The sequence below is a fragment of the Streptomyces sp. NRRL S-646 genome, assembly GCF_000720765.1.
In the GTDB taxonomy this organism is placed as follows: Bacteria; Actinomycetota; Actinomycetes; order Streptomycetales; family Streptomycetaceae; genus Streptomyces.
This window is the reverse complement of sequence record NZ_JODC01000017.1, coordinates 1-22,748: the sequence shown is the minus strand read 5'-3', so window position 1 is coordinate 22,748 and position 22,748 is coordinate 1. Positions and strand designations below refer to the sequence as shown.

Genomic DNA, 22,748 nt, shown 5'->3' with positions numbered 1-22,748 from the left:
ACAGTTGACACACAGGAGCATGGGGCGCCGGAAGATCGGGAGCACCCCTGTCGAGCTCACCGAGCTCGGCTTCGGGGCCTCCGTCATCGGCAACCTCTACAAGGCCACCCCGGCGCAGGACGCGCAGGCCGCGATCGAGGCGGCCTGGGAGGCGGGCATCCGCTACTTCGACACCGCACCGCACTACGGCCTCGGCCTCTCCGAGCGGCGCCTGGGCGCCGCACTGCGGGACCGGTCGCGTGACACCTACGTCGTCTCCTCCAAGGTCGGTCGTCTGCTCGTCCCCAACGAGCACCCGCGTGGCACCGACGACGAGGGCTTCGTCGTACGCGATGACCTGCGCCGACAGTGGGACTTCAGCCGGGACGGGGTCCTGCGGTCCATCGAGGACACGCTGGAACGAACGGGACTGGAACGCCTGGACGTCGTCTACCTGCACGATCCCGACGCCCACTGGCGGCAGGCAGCCGAGGAGGCCATGCCGGCTCTGGCGGAACTGCGCGACCAGGGGGTGATCGGCGCGATCGGCGCCGGCATGAACCAGTCGGCCATGCTCGCCCGCTTCCTGCGTGAGACCGCCGCCGACGTGGTCATGCTGGCCGGTCGCTACACCCTCCTCGACCAGTCGGCACTGGACGACGTCCTTCCCGCCGCACGGGAACTCGGCAAGAGCGTGGTGGCCGTCGGCGTGTTCAACTCGGGCCTGCTTTCCCGCGACCGGCCCGCCGAGGGCATGAAGTACGACTACCAAGAGGCTCCTTCAGCCCTGGTGACCCGCGCCAGAGCGATCGCCGAGGTCTGCGCGAAGCACGGTACGACATTGCCCGCGGCAGCGGTCGCGTTCCCGTACAGCCATCCCAGCGTCATCAACGTCACCCTCGGCATGCGCACCGCGCAGCAGGTCGCACGGAACGTGGAACTCCACCGTCAGCACATCCCCGAGGGTCTCTGGGACGATCTCCGCGACCGGGGGCTGATCAGGTCGGACGTGCCCCGGGCGAACGAGTCCGGAAGGGGTGTGCGGTGTCTCTGACGGACAGGGCCATAGTGCAGATCCGGGAGCTGCTTCGGACCGGAGCTCTGCCGCCGAGCTCGAAGCTCCCGCCGGAACAGGAGCCGGCCGGTCAGTTGGGTCTGTCCTCGCCCGGGAGGCTGTGAAGTCGCTGGCCGTCGCCCGGGTCCTGGAGGTCCCAGGGGGGCGACGGCACGTATGTGACCAGCCTGCAGCCCAGCGTGCTTCTGGAGGGGCTCGGTGGTGCGGTGGAACTGCTGCAGGGTGACTCGACCGCGCTGCAGGACCTCATGGAGGTACGGCAACTGCTGGAGCCGGCCGCCACCGCGCTGGCCGCCACCCGGATCTCCGCGGAACAACTGGCCGAGCTCGAACTGCACCTCAACGCCATGCGCGAGGCCCGTGACAATGTGGAACAACTCAACGCCCACGACGCCGCCTTCCACCGCGCGGTCATCCGCGCCACAGGCAACGAGACCCTCCTCACGCTCCTGGAAGGCATCTCCGGACGCACCCTGCGCGCCCGCATCTGGCGCGGTCTGGTCGACAGCCAGGCCTCCGATCGCACCCTCGCCGAACACGAGGCGATCTTCCGGGCCCTGTCCATCCGGGACGCGCCCCTCAGCCAGGCCGCAGCACTGCTGCACGTCAGCAGCACGGAGCGCTGGCTGAAGGAGCACCTGCGGACGGACCTCGGCCGCGTTCCGTAGCCAGGTTTGGCGGGTGCCGCAGCACCCTGGAAGCCGTGCCGAAGAGCGGTCCCACATCGCCACCACCCACCCGCACATCACCAAGGCCTGCGTCGACGCCGGCTATCGCACCACCGCCATCGACCACGGCGCCCGCCTCTGCATTGACGTCCACCCCGTCCACCGCCCGCCCGGCGCCCGCGGTTCACCATCATCCCAAGACGGTGGACCATCGACCGCCTGGTTGATGAACTCCCGCCGTCTGGCCCGGGACTACGAGACGTTGCCGGCCAGCAGCGAGGCGGTGATCCGGTGGTCGATGGTCACGCGGATGAGCCGGCGTCTGGCACGGCCACGGGCCGTGGGCCGGGGCTGAACATCCCCGATGCCTCCAGGAGGAGCCACCCGCGCTCCGCCAGGCGCCTGGCCTTCGAACGCACCCCCTCGACCTTCGCCGGCGTCGTCCCAACGCCCAGCTCCACCGCGATCTCCTTGGCCTTCACCGCCCCCTTGCCCGCAGACCGCCGCTCCTCCAACACGCCCAGAATCCGCTGGTAGTCGGGCGCGAGCACGGTCACCGGCAGCCCGTCCAGCCAGGGCGGCACCACCGATCCCGGCACCGGTAGGGGCACAGTTTCCTGCTCCGTCTCGGTCACGCCAGTCGTCCCGGCGGCAACCAGGCCAGGGCCTCGACCAGTTCCTCCCGCGCGATCACCCGCCGATCCAGCCGCTGAGGCGTCACGTTACCCAGGACTTGGCAAGCGCCACTGCCTCGCAGGTCCAGCGCATGACTCGTGGTCAGCCCGATGTCTCATGAGACATGCCGAGCGCGAAGAATAGTTCCACCCCGACCGCGTGGCCGGGCTGCCCGGCAGCAGGGGCGGCCAGGCAACCGTATTGTGCGGCCGTACGGACAGCCCGGCGCGGCGGTCAGGCCGGACAGCCCTACGTCGGCCCAGGTGCATCAGCCTCGGTGGTTCAGGGCGCGAGTGAGGTCGCGGTTCGCGGCCCGGGCGGCATCGAGTTCTGCCTGCCGCTCCTCCAGAACCTGAGCCGGTTCAATGTTGCGCTGTTCCAGCTGGAGCGGTGAGCCGACGAGAAGAGTGGGTCATCACGGGACTCCTTGGTGCACGTTCGGTCCGGCTGGTTGCCCGGCACGCGAACTCGATGCAAAATGTACTCAATACGTTTTGTATCGCAGGAGAGTGGAGCAGCGCGCGAGTCCGAGGTAGCAGCCCGGTCAGCTCCGTGCACGACTACCTGCACAGCGGCTCGCCTCTCAGTCAGGAGGCAGCCTCGCAGCTGCCGACGGAGAGGATGGCCCGATGAACCACCCGACCACCCCCGCGCCCGCCCGTCCACCCCGCCAGCGCAAGGCGACCCGCGCACAGCTGATCGCCGCGGCCGCCGACCTGTTCGCCGAGCATGGCACCACCAACGTCAGCATCGGCGCGATCTGTGAGCGCGCCGGGTTCACCCGCGGCGCGTTCTACTCCAACTTCAAGACCGTCGACGACGTCTTCTTCGCCCTGTACGAACAGCGCAACGCCGAGGCTCAGCAGCGGCTGGAGGCGCTGACCGCCGACGCGCCGTTTTCTGAGCAGGCTCGCTGTTCCCTGGAGTCCGTCGTGGCCACGATCTTGCGGGCGCTGCCGATGGATCCGCAGTGGGTGGCGATCCGCACCAGTTTCGCGGGGCAGGCCCAGCACCGGCCAGAGGTCGCGGCCGCACTGCGCGAGCATGCCGAGCAGCTCCGTCGGCATCTCCAGCCGCTGCTGTTGCATGTCCTGGAGCTCACCGGCCGTCGACCGCTGGACTCCGTAGAGGATTTCACCCGGGCCGTCATCACCGCGCACGTCGGCGCGATCACTCAGTCAGCACTCCACGACGACCCCGAAGCCGTCCGCGAAGCCGTCGTCTGCGGCATCATTCTCGGCCTGACCACCGAGCAGTGAGCAACAGCACCTCCGCTCAGCTCAGCAGTCCTGGCTGTGGACGTGATGGCGGGCCACGCCGCGCGGGTCGCGGACGACGCACGCGACAGCCTCTCGATCCGATCGTTCACACGGGCCGGGTGTGCTTCAAAACCCGTTCCGATCCAGCGGCTCAGCCGCCAAGGCGACCGCGCCCGCACCGCGCGGGGCCCGTTCAGCCCTTTAGTCCATATTGGTCGTTTCGTTCTTCTGGACTCAGCGCTGCTGAGACATTCAAAACACGAAGGGAAAAGCTGAGGATGAAAGAGATCTCGGGTCAGTGCGACGACCGGTTCGCCGCAGTGAGGAAAGCCTTCGAGCAGGCCCTGGACGAGAGCCAGGGCGGGGCATCGACGGCGGTGTTCCTGGACGGCGAGCCGGTGGTCGATTTGTGGGGCGGCTACGCCGACCGTGCGCAGACCCAGCCCTGGACCCGCGACACCCTGGTCAACGTCTGGTCGGTCACCAAGACCATGACCAACCTCTGCGCGCTTGTGCTTGCCGACCGCGGGGAGCTGGACCTGTACGCACCCGTGGCGCGGTACTGGCCGGAGTTCGCCGCCGAGGGAAAGGACGCGGTCGAGGTCAGGCATCTGCTGTCCCACACCGCCGGGCTGGCGGGCTGGGACGTGCCGCTGGCGGCTCCCGACGAGCTGTATGACTGGGACAGGTGCACCGACCTGCTCGCCGCGCAGAAGCCCTGGTGGCAACCGGGCACCGCCTCCGGCTACCACGCCGTGACCCAGGGCTATCTCGTCGGTGAGGTGGTTCGCCGGATCACCGGGCAGAGCGTGGGGCAGTTCTTCGCCGAGCAGGTGGCCACCCCGCTGGCCGCCGACTTCCACATCGGCCTGCCCGCCGAGGCCGACCATCGTGTCTCGAATGTCTTCAACATCGACGGCCTCCCCCTCCCGCCCGAGCTGGAGGAAACGGCTGCCAAGGTGTTCGGGCGCCCCAATGTGCTGGCCGACCCGGAGCCGTTCGCGGCCACGCGCGCCTGGCGGGCTGCGGAGATTCCTGCCGCCAACGGCCAGGGCAATGCGCGCTCGGTGGCCGCCGTGCACTCGGTGATCGCCTGCGGCGGCGAGGCACGCGGTGTACGAGTGCTGTCCGAAAAGGGCGTCCAGACCCTCTTCGATCAGCAGTCGGACGGCGCCGACCTGATCCTGGGAAAGCACGTGAAGTTCGGTATGGGCTGGGGGCTGGGCAACGACGATCTGCCCATGGCCGGGCCTCGTACCTGCTACTGGGGCGGCGCTGGGGGCCAGATGGTCATCGCGGACTGCGACAACCGCCTGACCGTGGCGTTCACCATGAACCACATGAAGCTGGGCGGCAGTAACGGCAGCATCAACACCGGCGGCGACGAGCGGTTCCACCGCATCGCAGAAGCCGTCTATCAGGGCCTCGGCCGCCCGTAATGCCCGCACCGACCACAGCAAGCGTGCTCGACGGATCCGTCGAGCACGCTCCAGACCTAGGACCAACGCACGGCCTGATCTTGAGCTGTGCGCCTCGAACGGGAGCCTCGATCGGGAGATCGCCGCAGGCCGTGAGCATGAAGCAAAGCCGCTCCTCGATGTCCAGCATCGCGGATGGCGCTCTCCCTGTCTCGCGACCGACACTGCGGAGTACTTACGGCCAGGCCGAGGCCTCACCTCTGGCCTGGCCCGCTGAACTGCGAGCGGACGGCGGAGGGATGGACGGGCCAACGGCACGAGCGCGCCGTTCCGCCCGGGATTCCCTTCGGTACGCCGGGCGAGGTCGTCGGCCAACGTTCCGGCTTCCGCGTCGACGAAGCCCGGGCTGCTGGGGCGTTGGCGCTTGTGCCCTTTGACCATCTCCCGCAGCGGGCGGACCGCTGGAGAGTGTGGCGTCCCCGGCCCGGATGATGGGCTGCACCTACTCGTCCTGGAGGTTCAGCCAGTGCATCGCGTCCAGGGCGATGCCGACATTGGTGCCGTGCCGGTCCAGAGTGACGGGCAGGCGTTCTTCGGCGCGGCGAATGCGTTGCAGGATGGTGTTTCGGTGGGTGAACAGCAGCTCTGCCGTCCGGGATGCGTTGTACCGCTGGTGGATAAACATTCGCAGCGTGTCACGTAGGTCCTGTGGGCCTGTGGCCAACGGGCCGAGAGTCGCGTAGATGAATTCGCGTAGCCGGGCTTCATCTCGGGCCAGCAATATGACGGCGGCGACGTCGTCATAGAAGGCAACCCGGTGCGCGTTGTTGCTCTGCACCAGCCGTTGGGTCTCCACCGCGCGGTCGTGGGTGCGTCGGAACCCGTCCACTCCCTCGTCCAATGAACCGATCGCAAGCCTGACGTCGCGGTGCGGGGCTAGAGCGGTCTCGAGCGCCTCGGCCGAAACTGGGATTCCGGGCGTCAGCCACAGCCACAGCGACGAAGCGCTGGCATGAACGAGCAGCCGGCTTCTGGACTCCGCGATCCGGCCGAGCGCGCTCGCCACCTGCACAAGTGCCGCGCGATCGGCGAACTGTGGTGGCGCCCAGAGGATTACCCCCAGATGTCTGGCTGAGAGCGGGTATCCGAGACTCTGATCAACACCGGTCACAGGAACCGGTGTTCCACCCAGGATGAGATTGACCAGCTCGAGGCGTCTTACGTGCTCGTCGCCCGACAGAGCTGCGCGCTCCTGCTCCAGAATGTCGATCACGGCAGTGACTGTGCGGTCGACCCAGAGCGACAGTGAGCGCGAGGCCCGGTCAAGCGCGGGCTGCAGGACGGCGGTTTCATCGCACAGTGAAAATGCGATCCGCATCAAGATGGACCACATCGCCTGTTGAGCGGCGTAGTTGGAAGCGCGGAAGGTGTCCTCCTCACCCCAGCGATACCCGTCGCGCGAGATGTTGACGATCTGGCTTGTCAGGAGGGGCTCCACGTCCCGCCACGGGTCCTCGTACATCGAGCGTGCCCAATGATGGGAGTAGGCCCGGGTCGCCTCACCGATCGCCTCAGAAATGGAGGGGTCCGATCCGAAGCGGGCATCGATTGCGTTGACAAGTGCGTCCTGGATCGGACCCAAGACGGAGGGATCGGCCAGGAATTCCTTGCACATGGTGCGTAGCAACTTTTCGGAGTCGCCCCGCAAACCGGCGCCATGCATAGCGCCCACACTATCCCTCCTTCCTGTGCCCTGTGCTGTGCACTGTGCACTTTTCTCTCGGTTGATGCTGTGCACCACAACATTGAGTGGCGCCTGTCACAGGTCGACCATGAGTGCGTCGGTGCACTCGCCGACCCCGCGATCGGACAAAGGCGAACGACGATGGGAGAGTCAGGTGACTCGTGTGTCAGGGCCCCGGACTGAAGCGCGATTCAGGTCCGGTGATGGCGAGTGTGAAGCAATGATCTTCCGTCCCGCCGTTTCCGACGATCGAGGGGCCCTACCGATCATCGTGCTCGCGCACGGAATCTCCGGGGTCAAGAGCCACCCGCGAGTCGAGACCCCCGCGCTGCTCTCGCTCTACCAGGCCGGCCGGTTGAACCTCGACGAGCTGATCACCACCAAGTACCGGTTCGAAGTCATCAATCAGAGGTGCCAGGACATGAAAAAAGGCAAGAACATTCGCGGCATGGTGATCTACACGGACGGCGACCGTTGAGCGCCCCGGCCTACACCGGCACCCCCGCAGGCGGCCAGGTGCTGGACCGGACGTCCCTGTACATCGACGGTGAGTGGGTGGCCTCGGCCGGGACCGACCGGATCGAGGTGCTGAACCCGGCCACCGAGGAAGTGATCGCCCAGGTCGCGGCCGGGACACCGGCGGACGTGGATCGCGCGGTGGCCGCTGCGCGCCGGGCGCTGCCGGCCTGGTCGGCCCGGCCGCCGGGCGAGCGGGCGGACTACCTGGAGAAGGCCCACGAGGCGCTGGTGGCCCGGACCGACGAGATCGCGGCGCTGATCTCCCGGGACATGGGGATGCCGCTGCAGGCCGCCGCGTCCATACAGGTCGGTCTGCCTGCCTTCAACCTGGCGAACTTCGCCCGGCTGGCCCGGAGCTTCACGTTCGACGGCCCCGAGGTCGGCAACTCCCTGATCGTGCGGGAACCGATCGGTGTGGTCGGCTGCATCACCCCCTGGAACTTCCCGCTGCACCAGATCGTGCTGAAGGTGGCGGCTGCGCTCGCGGCCGGCTGCACGGTGGTGGTCAAGCCGACCGAGGTGGCTCCGCTGGCGGGTCATGCGATGGCCTCGATCTTCGACGACGTCGGCCTGCCAGCCGGGGTTTTCAACCTGCTCAGCGGGTTCGGCGCGGTGGTCGGCGAGGCGCTGGCGGCGCATCCCGGGGTCGACATGGTGTCGTTCACCGGCTCCACCCGGGCCGGGAAGCGGGTCGCGGTGGTGGCGGCCGAGACGGTCAAGCGGGTCGCTCTGGAGCTCGGCGGGAAGTCGGCCAACGTGCTGCTCGACGATGCCGACTTCGAGCGGGCGGTGGCCGACGGCCTGGCCAAGTGTTACGTCAATTCCGGTCAGACCTGCTCGGCGCTGACCCGGATGCTGGTGCCGGCCGACCGGCTGGCCGAGGCGGAGCAGATCGCCGCCCGGGTGGCCGGCGAGTACCAGCACGGCGATCCGTCCGACCCGGAGACCCGGCTGGGGCCGCTGGTCAGCTCGGTCCAGCTGGAGCGAGTCCAGTCGTACATCCAGAAGGGTATTGACGAGGGCGCAACCCTGGTCGCCGGCGGGGTGGAGAGCGAACGCGACCTTGCCGACCTGGGCCGGGGGTACTACGTGCCGGCCACCGTGTTCTCCGGCGTCACCCCGGAGATGACGATCGCCCGCGAGGAGATCTTCGGCCCGGTCCTGTCGATCATGCCGTACCAGGATGAGGACGACGCCGTCCGGATCGCCAACGACACCGAGTACGGCCTGGCCGGCGGGGTCTGGTCGGCCGATCCGGAACGAGCGCTGCGGGTGGCCCGGCGCCTGCGGGCCGGTCAGATCGAGGTGAACGGGGGCGCGTTCAACCCGGGCGCGCCGTTCGGCGGGTACAAGCAGTCCGGCGTCGGCCGCGAGGGCGGCGCCCAAGGACTGGAGGAGTTTCTGGAGACCAAGGCGATCCAGCGCTGATGCTTCGACGAAATCGCCAGGCCCGATCAGTAACTCGAGGAGGACACGTGGCCACCAGGGAAAAGCCGCGCAAGTGGATAAACGCCGAGATCGAGGCGCTCGACCCGGACGTCGACCATGCCCGGATCTGGCAGCTCGGCAACGCCTACCGGACCAGCCCGATGATCCTCAACATGGCGGTGTGCCAGGGCTTCCTGCGGCTCGTCGGGCCGGGCAGCGGCGCACGCACACTCGTCCGCGGCGGCAAGGGCAAGGTCGTCCTGCACCAGCAGCGTCGTATAGAGGGCACCATGCACGCGGTGTGGACCTGGTACCTCGGCGAGGGTGCGCACGACCCGAGCGTGCGTGAGTCCGTCGAACGGGTCAACCGGCAGCACGACGCCTGGGCGGGGAAGTACCCCGACGCGATCCTGGACGTACGCCAGTACACGTACACGATGTGCATCCTCGCCGCCGAGCCGCACCGGGTGATGCAGCGGCTCGGTCTGCCCGGTTTCAGCGCCAACGAGCAGCGGGCCGCCTACCGGCACTGGTCGCAGATCGCCGGGCTCTTCCGTATCGGTTCGGACCAGGGCGTCCCGTTGCCAGCGGACTTCGACGGGATGCTCGCCTTCCTCGCCGACTTCGAGCGCAACGACTACTCGACCGCTCCGGAGAGCAACGTCGTCGCCGAGGCGATGCTGCAGCAGTTCTGCGACCGCTGGTTCCCCCGCCCGTTGCACGGGCTCGGTCGTGCCCTCGTGCTGTCCCTTGCCACGCCGGACCTGCTCGCCGTCCACGGGCTCAAGGGCCCGCGGCCGCTCGTGGTCCGGACCCTGCGGCGGACACTGCGCACGCTCATCACCGTCCAGGTCCGGTGGGCGCCCGACCCGGTCGAGGTGGCGCCGATCCGCGCCGCGTTCGCCGAGCCCCGCCCGGAGACCCCGATGGGCGGCCGGCTGAAGGCCGCTCTGTCCGGCATGAGGGGACAACGGCCCGTGCCGGACGGGTCGACGAGTACGGACGTCTGACGTGACGGCCGGGACCGGTGCACGGTCGTCGGGATCCTCGCCCCGTCCGCACCGGCTCCCGAACTCGACCCCGCGGCGGTCGTCGGCCGGCTATCGTCCCCGGCCGGGCGATCGCTGGCCGCCTCGCCTCGATCCCTGCGAAGGGCCGCCTGCCCGGATCGCTCCGACCGAGGCGCTGGCGACGCCGTCAGCCGACACCGCGCGGCCCGCCGCCTCACCCACCGGTTCGTTGCGAAGGCTCACGCCGTGCTGACGTCACCGTTCACCACTCGGGTGGCGTCCGTGATCGTGCTGACCTCATGCCGACGGATCTTCCGCAGCAGTCGGATCAGAGTGCTGCGCTCGCGGGCGGTCAGGGCTCGGGCCCATTCGGCCTCGCGGGCGTTATTGCGTGCGAAGAGCTCACCGACCACGTCGTGTCCGTAGTCGGTGAGCTGGATGGTGACGGACCGGCCGTCCTTGTCCGACCTGCTGCGCTGGATGAGTCCCTTGCGTTCCAGGGTGTTGAGCACCGCCGAAACGCTGGCCTGGGAGACGTTGGTCAGCCGGGCGAGCTGCAGCGGGGTCAGTTCGCCGACCGTCTTGACCGCGAACAGGGCACGAAAGCCCGCCCAGGTGAGGCCGGCCGGGCGCTGGACGCTGACCTCGAAGTCCTGCTGGAGTCGTTCAGCCGCTCTTACCAGTCCGAAGATCATGAGCATGGCGTCGATGTCCGCGTCCGGCGCGAAGGATCGTGCGGCCTCGGCGGCCTGGGCGTCGGCCTCGGCGGGATCGCCGGGGATCGGGAGCTGGGACTGGCTCGGCTGCATGAAGGGACTCTGTCCTCACCATTAGGAGAAGTTACTGAGAGGTCTCAGCGTATAGCCGGCTTGCCGCACATCCTGCCCGGTTACGACGCGGTGGCCCCCGCGTCCACAGGCAGAGCGGTCCCCGTCACGAAGGAGGACGCGTCGGAGCAGAGCCAGAGCACGGCATCGGCGATCTCCTCCGGTTCGGCGAACCGCTTGATCACCTGGGGGGCTACGGCCTGCGCCTGGAGTTCGGGCGGCAGAGCGGCGGTCATGTCGGTGCGGACCGCCGCCGGGCAGACCGCGTTGACCCGGATGTTCCGGTCCGCGCACTCGATGGCGGCGGTCTTGGTCAGACCGATTACGGCATGCTTGCTCGCGGAGTAGGCGGCGCCCTGCGGAAGGCCGATGAGCCCGGCGAGCGACGCGGTGTTGACGATCGCACCGCCACCCGACGCGGCCATGAGGGGGATCTGCGCCCGCAGACCGTGCCAGACCCCTTTCAGGTTCACGGCGAGGCAACGGTCGAAGGCCGCCTCGTCAGTGTCGGTGACGCTGCCCTGCACGGCGATACCCGCGTTGTTGTGCGCGAAGTCCAGCCGCCCGTACGTCTCTGCCACGGTCGCCGCGAGTGCGGTGCACTCGTCGGCCTGGGTGACGTCGCACGCGACGAACAGTGCCCGTCCGCCGGCCTGCTCGACCAGCCGCACGGTCTCCAGTCCGGCGGCGCGTCGGCTGCCCAGATCGGCGACGACGACCGCTGCCCCGGCGCGCCCGAAGGCCACGGCGGCGGCTCGTCCGATGCCGCCTGCCGCGCCGGTGACCAGCCCGGCCTTGCCCTTCATAGTGATCTCCATACCTCCGAGACTAGCTCGATGTCTCAGTAATTCACACCCGCGCAGTACCTAGACCTCTAATTAATTGGTTGCTACGTTGAGGCCGCTTCAGAGTGAGAGGAGCGCACCGTGCGCCTCATTCCGGCCGTCGTGCCGCGACTGGACGTCCTGAACGTCCCGCGCGAGGCAGAGCGCCAGCTCGGCCTCGCGACCGATCCCCGTCAACGGGCGATCCTGACCAACTTCCGCCGCCACGCCATGCTGGAGGTGTCCGGCCGGTGGCCGGAGATCCTCGACCCGGATCTGACCGTGCCCCACCCCGTCTACCGCATCGCCGAAGGCGACAACACCGCCGTCTTCGACGGCCATGACGCCGTCGCCGACTTCTACCGCACGATGACCGAAGCCGGACTGAACGTGCTCGTCCCGCTCACCGAGCGCATCGCGGTCGCGGACTGGGGACTGGCCATCGAGTCACTACTGGGGCAGATCGTCCCGGGTGCACTGATGAAGCCCGCGATGGGCGAGGACGTCGACGACCTCGACGCCCACTACCTCGTCACCCACAAAGTGGCCAACATCTGGCCCTATGACGAGGCCGTCAAGCTGCTCGGCGAACACGTCTACATCGACCGCGCCTCACGCGAGGTCCACCGCATGGATCCAGCGGACGTCGTCACGCCGCAGCAGGCCGCTGACCTGCTGGCACCGTTGCTCGACCCACCTATTGACGTGGGTGTGACCCCGGCGTAGCTTCCAGAAATCGGTTAGATCTCTCAGTATTTTTCTGCACCTCGCGGGTCCGAGCCGGCCCGCATGTCCGGGAGGCCCGACGTGCCTTTCCAGCCACCTTCCAACACCGCCGTCCGCCCGCTCCCCGACGCCGCCGCCGAGGCCTTTGTCGAGGCGCTCGGCACGGACGCGGTCCTCACCGCCCCCGGAACCGTCGACGACTTCCGGGACCCCTTCTCCCACCCGGGCTGGAGCGACCACACCGCGGCCGCCGTCGTCATGCCGGCCACCGTCGAAGAGGTCCAGGCGGTCGTCCGCATCGCCGGCGAGCACCGCGTCCCGCTGTGGACCTTCTCCCAGGGCCGCAACAACGCCTACGGCGGACCCGCCCCCCGCGTCCCCGGATCGGTGCAGGTCAGCCTGCGCCGCATGAACCGTGTCCTCGAAGTGAACGAGGAACTGGCCTACGCGGTCGTCGAGCCCGGTGTGCGCTTCTTCGACCTGTACGACCACCTGCGTGCCGGCGGTCACAAGGTCTGGTCCTCCGCCCCCGACCTCGGCTGGGGCAGCGTCATCGGCAACGCCCTCGACCACGGGATCGGCTACACCGTCGACGGCGACCACGCCGCCCGGCTGTGCGGCCTGGAGGTCGTCCTGCCCGACGGGAGTCTGCTGCGCACCGGTATGGGCGCGATGTCCGGCAACCGTGCCTGGCACGCCTACCCCCGTGGCTTCGGTCCCACGGCCGACGGTCTGTTCAAGCAGTCCGGACTCTCCATCGTCACCCGGGCGGGAGTGTGGTTGATGCCCGAGCCGGAGTGCTATCTCTCCGGCGGCGTCCAGGTGCCCCGCAAGGAGGACCTGCCCGTCCTCATCGACGCACTTCGCCCCCTCCTGCTGGACCGCACCCTCCAGAACCACCCCGCCATCGGCCATCCGCTCTTCATCGCCTCCGTCATGGACGGCGCACCCACCCGTGCCGAGGTGTACGACGGTCCCGGCCCCGTACCCGAGGAGGCGGTTCTCCGGCTCGCCCGGCAAATGGGCCTCGGCCGCTGGAACATGCGCTTCGCGCTGTACGGCACCGAGGGCATCGTCGACGCCCGCCTCGCCCGGATCAGGAAGGCACTGTCGGTCATCCCCGGCGTCCACGTCGTCGGCGAGAAGTTCGCCGGACACGCTGTACACGACACCGCCCGAGATCAGAACGCCCAGGTCCAGGCGGGCATCCCCAGCCTGGACCTGATGCGGGCACTGTCCTGGTACAGCGGCGAGGGAGGCGGCCATCTCGACTTCTCCACCGTCTCACCCCTGCGCGGGCAGGACGTCGTACGGGTGCATGCCCTGCTGGACGACCAGCTGAGCGGCAGCGGGCTGGACTACGACCCCGCCATGATCCTGGGCCAGCGGCACGTCACCAACGTCGCCCAGCTCTACTTCAACCCCTGCGACGAGAAGCAGACCGGCGACGCCTACCGGCTCTACCCCGAACTGGTCCGCGCCCTCGCCGGGGCCGGCTACGGCGTCTACCGCACGCACGTCGACTTCATGGACGCCGTCGCCGACACCTTCGACTTCGGCGATCACGCGCTGCGCCGCTTCAACGAGCGGCTCAAGGACGCGCTCGACCCGCACGGCATTCTCTCCCCCGGCAAGCAGGGCGTCTGGCCTTCCGGACTGCGCCACCTGCGCGACGTGTCGCCCAGCCGCTGACCCGCTTCCGCCTGCGCGCCCTCTCTCCCTTCCCCTTTGCCCCAGTCGACCACCGTGAGCAACGGAGCCCATTGTGAAGACCAACGGCCATCGCCCGCACAGATCCACGAGCACCCGCGTGCTCACCGTCGCCGCCTGCGCACCCCTCCTGGCCCTGCTGGCCACCGGCTGCGCCTCCACCGGCACCGGCGCCGCCGCGGCCTCCTCCGCGAAGCCGTCCAAGGCCTCCAAGTGCGGCCTCGGCAACGGCAAGACGGCCACCGGGCCGGCCATCAAGCTCGGTGCCATCGTCTCTGACACCCCCGGGCTGAGCTTCACCGACGTCACCGACATGGCGAACGCGTACTTCTCCTGCGTCAACGCCAACGGCGGCATCAACGGCCGCCCCGTGAAACTCGTCGTGGAAAAGGACGCGCTCGACCCGCAGTTGACCGCGTCCCTGGCGACCAAGCTGATCGACACCGAGAAGATCGTCGGCTTCACCGCCAGCAGCAGCGTCCTGGACTGCTCGGTCAACGCCAAGACCTACGAGAAGAAGGCCGTCTACGGCATCGACGCGGGCCTCGCCCTCGACTGCTTCAACTCCCCCGCCATCGCGCCGGTCAACGTCGGCGCAAGTTACAGCGCGCTGGCCACCGCCCAGTACCTGCTCGACAAGGGCGCCAAGAAGCTGGTCGTCTTCACCAGCAACACACCCGGCTCCAACGCCATCAACGCCAGCATCAAGGAGCTCGGCAAGAAGGCCGGCGTCCCGGTCACCGCCTGGGTGGAGAACGTCCCGGTCGCCGACGCCAACGGGCTCGCGCTCAAGGCCGCCCAGGCCGCGGGCGCCGGCGGCGGTGTCGTGGCGAACCTCAACGCGGGTGAGGCGCTGAAGGTGTTCAAGGCCATCGAGCAGCAGGGCCTGATCGACCAGGCCATATGGGGCTGCCCGGCGGGCTGCAACGACCAGTCCATGCTCCAGCAGCTGGGCAGCGCCTGGGACGGCAAGCTCGGTGTCAACGCCGAGATGAACCTGGCCGGCTCGCCCGGTCCGGACAACCAGCTCTATCTCCAGCTGCGCCGGAAGTACGCCCCGAAGACCCAGCTCGGAAACTTCGGCCAGCTCGGCTTCACCGCCGCACGGATCGCCGTCCAGGCGCTGCTGAGCATCAAGTCCGGCGACTACACCACCGCCACCGTGGGCGCGGCGTTCAAGGGTGTCAAGGACTACCGGTCCGACCTGTACTGCAAGCCCTGGTACTTCGGCACCCAGGCGTTCCACACCGCCAACAACACCACCCGGACCATCACTCCGAAGAGCGGTCAGTGGGTGCAGACGCAGGACTGCTCGGAGATGCCCGCCCTGCCCAACAACAACTTCGCCGAGATCCGCGCATACGAGAAGCAGATCGGTCTCGGCTGACCGCCGGCGGCTGATCGGAACGGGACGTCTCCCATGCCAAGCCTTCTGCCCTTCCTCGTTCTCGGACTGGCTCTCGGTGGTGTGTTCTCGCTCTCCGGCGTCGGCATCGTGGTCCTGTACCGCACCACCGGAGTGCTCTATCTGGCGGGCGGAGCGGTCGGCGCCGTCGGTGCCTTCACCGCCTGCTCCTTGGCCACGACCGCGGGCCTCTCCGTCTGGCCCGCGGCCGCACTCGGTGTAACGCTGTCGGCGGCGATCACCCTGCTGTACGGCCTGCTCCTCGGTCCCCGGCTCGCCCAGCGCGAACCGCTGGTCAAGGCCGCGGCCACGCTCGGTCTGACGCTCGTCCTGCTGGGCACCATGTCCTGGATCTGGGGCGCGCAGACCTACTCCCTCTCCCTGCCCACGACCGCCTGGGGCATCGTCCTCGGCACCGTCCACGTCAACGGCACCCAGCTGATCAGCCTGGCGCTCGGCCTGCTGCTCACCGCCGTCACCGCGCAGTTCCTGGACCGCACGGCGCTGGGCACGGCGATGCGCGCGCTGGCCGACGACCGGGAGAGCAGCGCGCTGCTGGGCGTACCGGTACGCCGGGTGGAGGCGGCCGCCTGGCTGGGTTCCGGCGTCGTGTTCGGCGTGGCGGGGATCGTGCTGTCCAACCTGGTCGGCCTCGACATCACCGGGCTGACGTTCCTGATCATCTCCGGGCTGGCCGCCGCCCTAGTCGGACGGCTGGAGTCGCTGTGGACCACGCTGGCTGCCGGCCTCGTCATCGGGGTCGCCCAGTCCCTGCTCACTTCTGTGGCGAGCCTGTCCTCCTACCGGTCCATGACGCCGTTCCTGGTGGCGATAGCGGTCGTGCTGGTCATGGCCGTCCGCCGCCCGTCACAGACAAGGGTCTGAAGAATGAACGTCCTCGAAGACGCGCACCGCGCCACCGCACCGGACCATGCGCGGCACCCGACGGCGGCCATCGGGCACAGGCTGCGGCAGCCCCTGTCGGCGGCGGTCTGGCCGGCCGGTGTGGCGGCAGCCGCGCTCCTGCTGCCGCTGTTCACCAGCGCGTACTGGATCCAGGTCCTCACCGCCGCGGCGGTGTTCTCGGTCGCGGCCTTGGGTCTGAGCGTGCTGTACGGGCGGGTCGGGCTGATCTCACTGGGCCAGATCGCGATGCTCGCGGTCGGCGGCTGGACCGCGCAGCGGCTGGGCCAGACCGGCGCGTTGCCGTTCTGGCTGGTAGTGCTGGCCACCGGTGTGGTGACCGGCCTGATCGGAATCGTCATCGGGCTTCCCGCCCTGCGGCTGTCCGGCCTGTATCTGGCCCTGATCACCCTCATGCTGGCCGCTGCGGTCACCATCGTGCTGACCAACACCAACTTTCCCAACGGCGGACCCGGCTTCCTCGGCTACGACCCCGTGAAATCCGGCACTGTGCCGCTGGCCCGGCCCGCCGTCGCCGTCGGCGACACCGCGTACTTCCGCTACACGGTCGTGGTCTGTGCCCTGATGTTCCTGCTGGCCATCGCCCATACCCGGGGCAGGCCGGGCAGGGCCTGGGCGGCGATCCGGCAGAGCGAGCACGCGGCGGTGGCCGCCGGGATCAACGTCACCCTGTACAAGCTGTGGGCCTTCGCCCTGGCGTGCTTCATGACCGGTGTGGCCGGGGCCCTGCTGGCGGCCAGCGCGGGCGGGCTGACGGTCTACCAGTTCCCCCCGCAGGAGTCGATCACTCTGCTGGCCGCCCTGCTGATGGCGGGCATGTACCACTTCGCCGGAGCCGTCGTGGCAGGGCTGATGCTGAAGGCGATGCCCGCCCTGCTCGACACCTGGGGGGTCAGCGGCAACGTCCTGCTGATCGTCTTCGGGGTGGGCCTCGTGCAGACACTGGTCACCTCGCCGGAGGGCATCGCCGGCCAGCTGAGCCGGGACCTGGCCCGGCTGGGTGCCCGGGTCCGGATGCGGAGGACCACGTCATGATCGAGATCACGGAGCTGACCGTACGCTTCGGCGGCGTCACCCCCATCCAGGCCGTGGATCTGACGCTGCCCGGCGGCGCCTGCGGCCTGATCGGCCCCAACGGCGCCGGCAAGACCACCTTCTTCAACGTACTCAGCGGCTTCGTCACCCCGGCGACCGGCCGCGTCCTGGCATTCGGTGACGACCTGCTGGCCCTGCCGGGCCACCGCCGGGCCCGCTGGGGGCTGCGCCGCACCTTCCAGACCGAGCAGGCGATCGAGCAGCTGTCGGTGTACGACAACGTGGCCATGGTCCACGAGCACACCGGTGGCCACCGCCGCGACCGCCACCGCGACGTGCTCACCGCCCTGGACTTCGTCGGCCTTTCCGTCAGCCCCACGGCCCCGGTCGGCGCCCTGGGCGCGGGGGAACGACGGCTGGTCGAGCTCGCCCGTGCGGTCGTCGGCCGCCCCCGCGTGGTCCTGCTGGACGAGCCCGCCGCGGGGCTGCCGGACGAGGAGACGGGCCGGATCGGTGCCGTGATCCGCCGCATCCCGGCGGAGCTGGACGCCATGACCGTACTGGTCGACCACGACATGAGCCTGGTGTCTGCCTGCTGCGACGTCACCGCCGTGCTCGACTTCGGCCGGATCGTCGCCGCCGGTCCCACCCAGGAGGTCCTGCGCGACGAGCATGTCGTGCGGGCCTACCTCGGTACCGAGGAGGTCGCATGACCGTCACCACCGCGCCCGCGCTGCACGTCGAAGAGCTCCGTGTCGTGCGCGGAAGCCGGACCGTGCTGCACGACGTACGTCTCGACATCCCCGCCGGAGAGGTCACCGCTCTCCTCGGTCCCAACGGCGCGGGCAAGTCCACCCTGGTCCTCGCGCTCGGCGGCATCCTGCGCCCCACCGGCGGGCGCCTCCTGCTCGGCGAGCGCGAGCTGACGGGACGCCGGCCCGAGAAGGTGCGGGCGGCCGGGGTGGCAGTCGTACCCGAAGGGCGGCGGCTGCTGCCCAGCCTGACCGTCCGTGACAACCTGCACGCCGCGGTCTACTCCCTCGGCCGAGAGGCCCGCCGGACCGGAGTCGAGTACGCGCTGGAGCTCTTCCCCGAGCTGAGGCAACGCTGGCACACCCCCGCCCGTGCCCTGTCCGGCGGGCAGCAGCAGATGGTCGTCCTGGCCCAGGCACTCGCCTCCCGGCCGTCCGTGCTGGTCGTGGACGAGCTGTCGCTGGGCCTGGCGCCGGTCGTGGTGAAGCGTCTGATGCCGGTCCTGGCCGACGTCGCCGCCGCCGGCACGGCCGTCCTGCTCATCGAGCAGTTCGCACACGTCGCCCTCGCCCTGGCCACCACCGCCCACATCCTGGAAGGCGGCCGCATCCGCTTCAGCGGCACGGCACAGGAGCTCAAGGACAACCCCGAGAAGCTGAGCGCCGCGTACCTGCTGCGCACGAATGCCGAGGACTCCCCGTCATGACCCGACCGCCCCTCTCCGCCGACGCTCTGGCCGCTCTCTCCGCCGCCCTCGGCCCGGAGCATGTCCTGCACCGCCCCGAGGACCTGCTGCCGTACCGCGATCCCTACGCCCACGCCTCCTGGCAGGAGCACATCCCCTCCGCTGTCGTCTCGCCCGCCACCGTCGAGGAGGTCCAGGCCGTCGTCCGGATCGCCGGCGAACACAGCCTGCCGCTGTGGACGTTCTCCCAGGGCCGCAACAACGGATACGGCGGTCCGGCCCCGGCCACCACCGGCTCGGTCTCGGTCAGCCTGCGTCGCATGAACCGCATCCTGGAACTGGACGAAGACCTCGCGTACTGCGTGGTCGAGCCCGGTGTGCGCTTCTTCGACCTCTTCGAGGAGATCCGGCGGCGCGGCCTCGCCCTGTGGCCCTCCATCCCCGACCTCGGCTGGGGCAGCGTCATCGGCAACTGCCTCGATCACGGCGTCGGCTTCACGCCGCTCGGCGACCACCCCGGCCGCCAGAGCGGCATGGAGGTCGTCCTCGCTGACGGCTCCCTGCTGCGTACCGGCATGGGCGCCATGAAGGGCAACCCGTCCTGGCCCGTCCGCAAGCCCGGCTTCGGTCCGTCGGCCGACGGGATGTTCATGCAGTCCAACTACGGCATCGTCACCAAGATGGGCTGCTGGCTCGTACCGCAGCCCGAGGTGTACATGTCCTGCGACGTGCGGGTCGATCGCGAGGAGGACATCGTCGCCCTCGTCGACACCGTCCGCCCGCTGCTCCTGGACCGCACCATCCCCAACTACCCCATCGCGTACAACACGATGCTCGTCGGCGGCGCGCTCAGCGGTGTCCCCCGCGAGTACTGGTACCGGGGAGAGGGCGCGCTTCCGGAGGAGGCCATCGACCGTATAGCCCGCGAGACGGACACGGGCCGCTGGTACATGCGCTTCGCCCTGTACGGCCACGCGGAAATCGTGGAGCAGCAGTACGAGATCTGCCGCCGCGCCTTCGAGGCCATCCCCGGCGCCCGCCTCACCGCTCGCGCATACGACGGCGCCACCGCCGTCGACCGGCTCACGGCGCCCGCCGAACCCATCCCGGACGGCCCGGCCGCCGCCCTGCCGCGCATCCGGCACCAGTCCGACACCACCCAGGCCGGCGTCCCCACGCTCGACCTGCTGGACAACCTCAGCTGGGACGAACACGGCGTGGGCGGCCACCTCGACTATTCCCCCGTCGCCCCGCTCACCGGCGAGGAGGCGCTGGAGCAGAACCGCTGGCTGCGCTCCGCCCTCGCGGCCGAAGGCCTGGACTACGCCACCTCCCTGATGCTCACCCCGCGCGCCTTCGTCAACATCACCTCGTTGTGGTTCAACACGGCCGACGCGGCGCAGACCCGGCACGCGTACGACGTGATCGGCCGGCTCATCCCGGAAGGCGCCCGCCGCGGCTACGGCGTCTACCGCACACACCTGCGCCACATGGACGCTGTCGCCGACACCTTCGACTTCGGCGGCCACGCCCAGCGCCGCTTCAACGAAGCCGTCAAGGACTGCCTCGACCCGCAGGGCATCTTCTCGCCCGGCAAGCAGGGGATCAGGGCGCGGGCGCTGCGCTGAGAAGCCGTTGTCGTACCGAACTTAATGGGTGCGTTTCCGCAGCTCAGGCATGATGTCGGTGTTGGCGAGGCAGGCTCGGCGGGTCGGGTTGCCTCGTGGGTGAAGGCGCCAAGATGGCGTCGGTCGTGGGTCTGCTGGAGGAGCGGGAGCTGGCCGCGCGTGAGCGGGTGGGGGGCTGCGGGAGGAAGCAGACCGGGTGCTCGCCGCACTCGCCGAGGCGGAGACGGACTGGCAGGGATGGCTGATCACGCGTCAGCGGGTCGGTGAGGTCCTGTCCGCGCCGAGGCCCGTGGAAGCCGGACTCGAGGGCCCGGCACCGGCCGAGGAACCTTGCGTGTCGGAGTCGGTGTCCGTCCCGGACGCGCCCGCCGCCGTGCCGTCGCGGGTGGCTCGTGCGGGTTCGGTCGTCCCCGTGTGGCGGCCCGCGTTGTCGGCGGAAACGTACTGGCCCTGGACTACCGGCGCATCCTGTCCGTGCTGGCCGAACGCCGGTCAGACAGGGATAGGGTGATGACGTGTCAGGAGATCGTCGCCGCACTGGGGCTGGCGCCGGTCCCGGCCAGTGTGGAGGGCGTGCGCTCGAAGATGAAGCGGCTGGCGGATCGGGGCTGGGCCGTCGAGCCGACCCCGGGCCGGTTCACGCTCGCCGCCGGGCGCGGCGGTGACCAGCACGGCCAGCAGCAGGCCGAGGCAGTCGACCACGATGTGGCGCTTGCGACCGGGGACCTTCTTCGCGCCGTCGTATCCGCGTGAGGACGCCGGCACCGTGGCCGCCGCGCGCAGGGACTGCGCGTCGATCACCGCGGCGGTCGGCTCCGGGTCGCGGCCGGCGTCCTCGCGGACCATGCCCCGCAGCCGGTCGTGGAACTCAGCCGGCAGGCCCCGCGCGCGCCACCGCCGCGCGAAGGCGTAGACCCGGTCCCAGGCGGGGAAGTCCGCCGGCATCGCCCTCCACTTGATGCCGTTGTCGACCAGGGAGCGCACGGCGTCCGACATCTGCCGGTGGCAGTAGCCCTCCGGCTGCCCGCCCCGTCCCTGCAGCCACGGCGGCACGGGCATCGCGTCCCGCACGATGACCCACTCGGTGTCCGTCATGTCCAAGTCGTAGCCGCGCGCACGGTCCGGACGGTCGCCCGCATTCCCGAACCGGTGAGCGAGGCAATCACACGACCGGGTAGCCGAGTTGGACGACACGGGCATAGGAACGCAAGACTGCGACACAGGGCCTCCTGGCCGGCTCGTTTGGACTTCGACAATCCCGAGCTGGACAGGAGGCCCTGCCTTCATGCGCGAACCGGCTGGAGATCACCCGACCGAGTCACCTCAATCGAACCGATGCCCACCACTAGGCCGCCTCGGGAAGCGGGAAGCTGCGGCGCATCAGGGCGTCGAAGGCGGCGTCGGGGAGCAGGCGCTTGGCCAGCATGGTGGCGCGGGCGAGCGCGCCGATCGCGTACCGGGCGCGGGGCTTGGCGGTGGTGGCGGCGCGGACGATCACCTTGGTGGCGGCCTCGGCGGGGACGGCGCCGCTGCGGCGGGTGAAGGCGTGGTTGGCGTACATGTCGGCGAGCTTGGCGCGGAAGCCGGCGTACGGGTCGGCGGCGTCCGTGGCGGGAGCCATGGTGCCGACCGCGGTGCCGCTGAACTCGGTGATGGTGGGCCCGGGTTGGACGACGACGACCTCGATGCCGAAAGGCGCGACCTCCAGGCGCAGCGAGTCGCTGATCGCCTCCACGGCGTGCTTGCTGGCGTGGTAGAAGGCGCCGCCGGGAGGGGAGAAGCGGCCGGCCATGGAGGAGAGGTTGATGATCCGGCCGTGCCCGGCGCGGCGCATGCCCGGCAGCACCAGCTGGGCCATCCGGACCAGGCCGAAGACGTTGGTGTCGAACTGGGCGCGGACCTCGGCCGGGGTGGCGGACTCCACGGGCAGGTGCAGCCCGAATCCGGCATTGTTGATCAGGATGTCGACGCTGCCGTGCTCGGCCTCGACGGCGGCCACCGCGTCGGCCATCGACTGCTCGTCGGTGACGTCGAGCGGCAGGGTGGACATGCCGAGCGCGGCCAGGTCGGCCAGGGTCTCGGGGCGGCGAGCGGTGGCGTACACGCGGTGGCCGAGCCGGTGCAGGGCCAGCGCGGCCTGCCGGCCCATGCCGGAGGAGCAGCCGGTGATCAGGATGGTCCGGGTCGGGGTCATGGGGTGGCCTTTCGGTGCAGGAGGTCCCAGATGCGGCTTTGGCGCGGTCCAGGTCATCGGTGGGGAGGGAGTCGAGGCCGCCGGGGCGGGCGAGTTTCATCCTAAGCTAAGTTTGCAGCGGACTGCAACATTGCGATGGGCTGTAACTTGCGAGCATTCTGAGAGCAAGGTCTGCGGGAGCGCGGTAAGGCAAGGCGCAGCGAGGCGGTCATCCGTGCCGCCTTCGAGTTGTTCGCCGAGCAGGGCTACGACGCCACGACGG

The 22,748-nt window shown here is 69.6% G+C and carries 20 protein-coding genes and 1 pseudogene; 15 read left to right on the top strand and 6 right to left on the bottom strand.

From position 1 onward, the window contains the following. The first annotated feature begins 19 nt into the window (after positions 1 to 19). Positions 20 to 1,033: an aldo/keto reductase gene (locus IH68_RS0137760; protein WP_037885911.1), complete on the top strand. Its 1,014-nt coding sequence runs from the start codon at positions 20 to 22 to the stop codon at positions 1,031 to 1,033. Next, a pseudogene (locus tag IH68_RS50605) lies at positions 1,024 to 1,722 on the top strand (FadR/GntR family transcriptional regulator). The gene IH68_RS0137760 and the pseudogene IH68_RS50605 overlap by 10 nt, the downstream one beginning before the upstream one ends. A 302-nt stretch (positions 1,723 to 2,024) precedes the next feature. Here the strand turns inward: IH68_RS50605 and IH68_RS52035 are convergent. After that, positions 2,025 to 2,357, bottom strand: a complete 333-nt coding sequence (locus IH68_RS52035) for a hypothetical protein (protein WP_234341743.1) — start codon at positions 2,355 to 2,357, stop codon at positions 2,025 to 2,027. Positions 2,358 to 3,026: 669 nt separating this feature from the next. On the opposite strand from IH68_RS52035, the gene IH68_RS52030 reads away from it, so the two are divergent. Together IH68_RS52030 and IH68_RS0137735 are read left to right on the top strand one after the other, a co-directional pair. Further along, the gene (locus IH68_RS52030; RefSeq protein ID WP_051833938.1) at positions 3,027 to 3,656 is read left to right on the top strand and encodes a TetR/AcrR family transcriptional regulator; all 630 of its coding nucleotides are present in this window, start codon (positions 3,027 to 3,029) and stop codon (positions 3,654 to 3,656) included. Between the two features lie 278 nt (positions 3,657 to 3,934). After that, on the top strand, positions 3,935 to 5,095 hold the full coding sequence (locus IH68_RS0137735) for an EstA family serine hydrolase (RefSeq protein ID WP_030944725.1): 1,161 nt from the start codon (positions 3,935 to 3,937) through the stop codon (positions 5,093 to 5,095). Between the two features lie 481 nt (positions 5,096 to 5,576). On the opposite strand, the gene IH68_RS0137730 is transcribed toward IH68_RS0137735, so the two are convergent. Then, positions 5,577 to 6,797, bottom strand: a complete 1,221-nt coding sequence (locus IH68_RS0137730) for a PucR family transcriptional regulator (protein ID WP_030944722.1) — start codon at positions 6,795 to 6,797, stop codon at positions 5,577 to 5,579. A gap of 241 nt (positions 6,798 to 7,038) precedes the next feature. On the opposite strand from IH68_RS0137730, the gene IH68_RS0137725 reads away from it, so the two are divergent. The 3 genes from IH68_RS0137725 to IH68_RS0137715 are packed head-to-tail and all read left to right on the top strand — an operon-like array spanning position 7,039 to position 9,775. Continuing rightward, a complete protein-coding gene (locus IH68_RS0137725; protein ID WP_030944718.1) occupies positions 7,039 to 7,296 on the top strand; it encodes a hypothetical protein in 258 nt (85 codons plus the stop codon). Beyond that, complete coding sequence (locus IH68_RS0137720) at positions 7,293 to 8,765, top strand: aldehyde dehydrogenase family protein (RefSeq protein ID WP_234341736.1); 1,473 nt, start codon at positions 7,293 to 7,295, stop codon at positions 8,763 to 8,765. Before IH68_RS0137725 ends, IH68_RS0137720 begins: the two co-directional genes overlap by 4 nt. Positions 8,766 to 8,812: 47 nt before the next feature. Next, positions 8,813 to 9,775: an oxygenase MpaB family protein gene (locus tag IH68_RS0137715; protein ID WP_030944712.1), complete on the top strand. Its 963-nt coding sequence runs from the start codon at positions 8,813 to 8,815 to the stop codon at positions 9,773 to 9,775. 239 nt (positions 9,776 to 10,014) lie between these two features. On the opposite strand, the gene IH68_RS0137710 is transcribed toward IH68_RS0137715, so the two are convergent. Both IH68_RS0137710 and IH68_RS0137705 read right to left on the bottom strand, forming a co-directional pair. Continuing rightward, positions 10,015 to 10,584, bottom strand: a complete 570-nt coding sequence (locus IH68_RS0137710; protein ID WP_007379938.1) for a MarR family winged helix-turn-helix transcriptional regulator — start codon at positions 10,582 to 10,584, stop codon at positions 10,015 to 10,017. A gap of 80 nt (positions 10,585 to 10,664) precedes the next feature. Beyond that, the gene (locus IH68_RS0137705) at positions 10,665 to 11,420 is read right to left on the bottom strand and encodes an SDR family oxidoreductase (protein ID WP_007379939.1); all 756 of its coding nucleotides are present in this window, start codon (positions 11,418 to 11,420) and stop codon (positions 10,665 to 10,667) included. A gap of 108 nt (positions 11,421 to 11,528) precedes the next feature. Between IH68_RS0137705 and IH68_RS0137700 the strand changes: the two genes are divergently transcribed. The 8 genes from IH68_RS0137700 to IH68_RS0137665 all read left to right on the top strand — a co-directional run bounded on the left by IH68_RS0137700 (position 11,529) and on the right by IH68_RS0137665 (position 20,292). Beyond that, positions 11,529 to 12,152, top strand: coding sequence for a hypothetical protein (locus IH68_RS0137700; protein WP_030944704.1), 624 nt, complete (start codon positions 11,529 to 11,531; stop codon positions 12,150 to 12,152). A gap of 81 nt (positions 12,153 to 12,233) precedes the next feature. Next, complete coding sequence (locus IH68_RS0137695; RefSeq protein ID WP_051833937.1) at positions 12,234 to 13,844, top strand: FAD-binding oxidoreductase; 1,611 nt, start codon at positions 12,234 to 12,236, stop codon at positions 13,842 to 13,844. A 73-nt stretch (positions 13,845 to 13,917) separates the two neighbouring features. Then, a complete protein-coding gene (locus IH68_RS52025; RefSeq protein WP_030944699.1) occupies positions 13,918 to 15,249 on the top strand; it encodes an ABC transporter substrate-binding protein in 1,332 nt (443 codons plus the stop codon). Positions 15,250 to 15,282: 33 nt separating this feature from the next. Further along, positions 15,283 to 16,152 carry a branched-chain amino acid ABC transporter permease gene (locus IH68_RS0137685; RefSeq protein ID WP_030944695.1) on the top strand — a complete coding sequence of 290 codons (870 nt, stop codon included), beginning with the start codon at positions 15,283 to 15,285 and terminating at the stop codon, positions 16,150 to 16,152. A 3-nt stretch (positions 16,153 to 16,155) separates the two neighbouring features. Further along, a complete protein-coding gene (locus IH68_RS0137680; protein WP_051833936.1) occupies positions 16,156 to 17,226 on the top strand; it encodes a branched-chain amino acid ABC transporter permease in 1,071 nt (356 codons plus the stop codon). Further along, positions 17,223 to 17,939: an ABC transporter ATP-binding protein gene (locus IH68_RS0137675; protein WP_030944689.1), complete on the top strand. Its 717-nt coding sequence runs from the start codon at positions 17,223 to 17,225 to the stop codon at positions 17,937 to 17,939. Before IH68_RS0137680 ends, IH68_RS0137675 begins: the two co-directional genes overlap by 4 nt. Next, a complete protein-coding gene (locus tag IH68_RS0137670) occupies positions 17,936 to 18,685 on the top strand; it encodes an ABC transporter ATP-binding protein (protein WP_030944686.1) in 750 nt (249 codons plus the stop codon). Before IH68_RS0137675 ends, IH68_RS0137670 begins: the two co-directional genes overlap by 4 nt. Further along, positions 18,682 to 20,292, top strand: a complete 1,611-nt coding sequence (locus IH68_RS0137665; RefSeq protein ID WP_030944683.1) for an FAD-binding oxidoreductase — start codon at positions 18,682 to 18,684, stop codon at positions 20,290 to 20,292. Before IH68_RS0137670 ends, IH68_RS0137665 begins: the two co-directional genes overlap by 4 nt. A 492-nt stretch (positions 20,293 to 20,784) precedes the next feature. On the opposite strand, the gene IH68_RS59555 is transcribed toward IH68_RS0137665, so the two are convergent. Next, positions 20,785 to 21,387 carry a transposase gene (locus IH68_RS59555; protein WP_324607696.1) on the bottom strand — a complete coding sequence of 201 codons (603 nt, stop codon included), beginning with the start codon at positions 21,385 to 21,387 and terminating at the stop codon, positions 20,785 to 20,787. A 250-nt stretch (positions 21,388 to 21,637) separates the two neighbouring features. Continuing rightward, on the bottom strand, positions 21,638 to 22,486 hold the full coding sequence (locus IH68_RS0137655; RefSeq protein WP_030944676.1) for an SDR family NAD(P)-dependent oxidoreductase: 849 nt from the start codon (positions 22,484 to 22,486) through the stop codon (positions 21,638 to 21,640). Between the last annotated feature and the right edge of the window lie 262 nt (positions 22,487 to 22,748).